Annotated in this window: 1 protein-coding gene; it reads right to left on the bottom strand. The window is 72.2% G+C overall.

The window, feature by feature from the left end; genetic code table 11:
• The coding region (locus tag GM672_RS27480; RefSeq protein ID WP_155473668.1) for a type VI secretion protein IcmF/TssM N-terminal domain-containing protein at window positions 1-2047 on the bottom strand (2047 nt) is incomplete at both ends.

Raw genomic sequence — 2047 nt, 5'->3', positions numbered from 1 at the left:
CGCGCCGTAGGCGCCGATGGCGCCGCCCCGGCCGCCATCCCATGCCGCCACGCCCCCCTCGGCGGGCAGGTACAGCGTGTCCCCCGCCAGCGCGGCATTCAACTGGCGCAGCAGCGTTTCGGCCTGCCGGTCCAGCAGCTGCTGCCAGCTGGCCGCGGCGTCGTTCAGCTCCAGCTTGCGCAACGCCGGCAACAGCGGGCCGACCATTTGCCGGGCGTCGTCGAAATTGGCACAGCGCCAGCCGACCTCGCACGGCGCCGGCGCCGCGGCAGTGGCCAGCTCACGCTGCATGAAGGCCGTTGCCTGCAGCCGCGCCAGGGTGCGCAAGGTGGACTGGTAGGCCGGCGGCGCCGCCGCCAGGTCGGTGCTTTCGTATTTCTGCAGCTCCGCCACCGTGTCGCGCACGGCGCCCAGCTGGTCGGCGTGCCACGCCAGCAGGCCTTCCGGTGCCAGCAGGGCCAGCTCGTCCGCCGTGTCGGCGCCCTGCGTGAAGCGGTACTGCAGCAGGCGTGCCAGGGCCTGTTCCAGCTCGGCCACGTCGGCATTGACCTGCAGCGCCTTGCCTTCCGTGTAGGCCAGCACGGCGTTCGGCCCGCTGCTGTCGGCCTGCACGGCAGCGCGGAACTGGCGTTGCCGCCCGCTGACTTCGGCCCGCAGGCCGGCGGCGGCATCGCGCAGCATCAGCGACTTGCGGATATCCGTCTCGAGCCGCTGGTACGGTGCGCTCATCGACAGGTTGCCGTCGGCCATCCACGTCAGGTCCGTTTGCGTCAGCAAGGTGCGCAGCTCGCCGATGCGCTGGCGGATGCGTACCATGTCGGCGTGCCGGTCCGCCCCGCCGCTGCCCAGCTGCTGCACGTCGGCCGCCAGCGCGGCCTGCAGTTCGCGCAGCCGGGTGGCGCCGAACATGCGGTTCAGCCAGTCGCCGTGCAGCTGCCGCAGGCGCGCCTGGAAGCGCAGCTTCTCGTCGGCCACGTCGCGCGCGCGCGGCGTGAACGCCGTTTCCTGCAACAGCCTGCTGAAACGCTCGGCCGCCCGTGGCGATCCCGCATTGAGCTGCACGTTGAAGAGGTAGTGCAACAGGCCCGCGGCATCCTTCCAGCTGCCGCCATACATGTGCGTGAGTTCGTCGAACTTGGCGCGCTGGTACTCGTATTCCTGGGTGGCCAGCACGAATTCCTGCAGCGCCACGAATTGCACGGTCTTTTCCGGGTCGCCCGTGGGCTCGCCCGCCCCGCCCAGCGCGGTGGCCCCGCGCGGCGTCAGGTGCTCGGCCCGCGCGTGGAATTCCTCGTCGATATTCTTGAACAGCACCTTGCTGTAGTACGCCCGCAGCGCCCCGTTGACGCCGTCGTCCAGACCGCCGCAGCACGAGAACCAGGACGCCGGCAGCGCCAGCGCACGGGTATTCCAATCCTCGACCCGGTCCAGCCCCGTGGCGATATCGGCAATGCTGCGCGCGTCGAAATGGGCGCCGCCGGCCGTGTCCCCGGCGCGGACGACGGCACTGATCACGGCCAGCACCGGCCCCTCCATCGCCTGCAGCTGCTGGCGGCTCGCGAAGAAGGTGGGCACCAGGCCGATCAGCCAGACCAGCGCCAGCGCACCGCTGCCGGCCAGCACGGCGCGGCGGGTGCGGCGTTCGGCCACCAGCCGTCGCGGCACGATGGTGGCCAGGCCGAATTCGCCGAACACGCGTTCGCGCAGCAGGTCGCGGCAGAACAGCGGCGGCGCCGGTGCGGGCAGCGGGGGCGGCGGCGCGAACGGATCGTCCACCACTGCCGCCGCCGCGTCCTGCGGCGCGCCGGCTCGGCCGCTCAGGTAGATGCCGCGCAGCGTGAAGGGACTCATGGCGGCGTGCTGGCGCATGGCTTCCTGCAGCATCGCCGGCAGCTTCGCCAGCGAGCGGGCCAGGCGATCGGGCATCAGGAAGATCGCCGGCCCGTCCTCGCCCAGGTCGTCGTGCGCCGCCTGCGCGCTGACCAGGCGGCGCAGCCGGTTGCCCAGCCAGGCGACGGCCTGCTCGCCCATCGCGCCGCGCCATGCC

This window comes from Pseudoduganella buxea (genome assembly GCF_009720835.1).
In the GTDB taxonomy this organism is placed as follows: domain Bacteria; phylum Pseudomonadota; class Gammaproteobacteria; order Burkholderiales; family Burkholderiaceae_D; genus Rugamonas; species Rugamonas buxea.
This window is presented reverse-complemented; position numbering and strand designations above follow the sequence as displayed.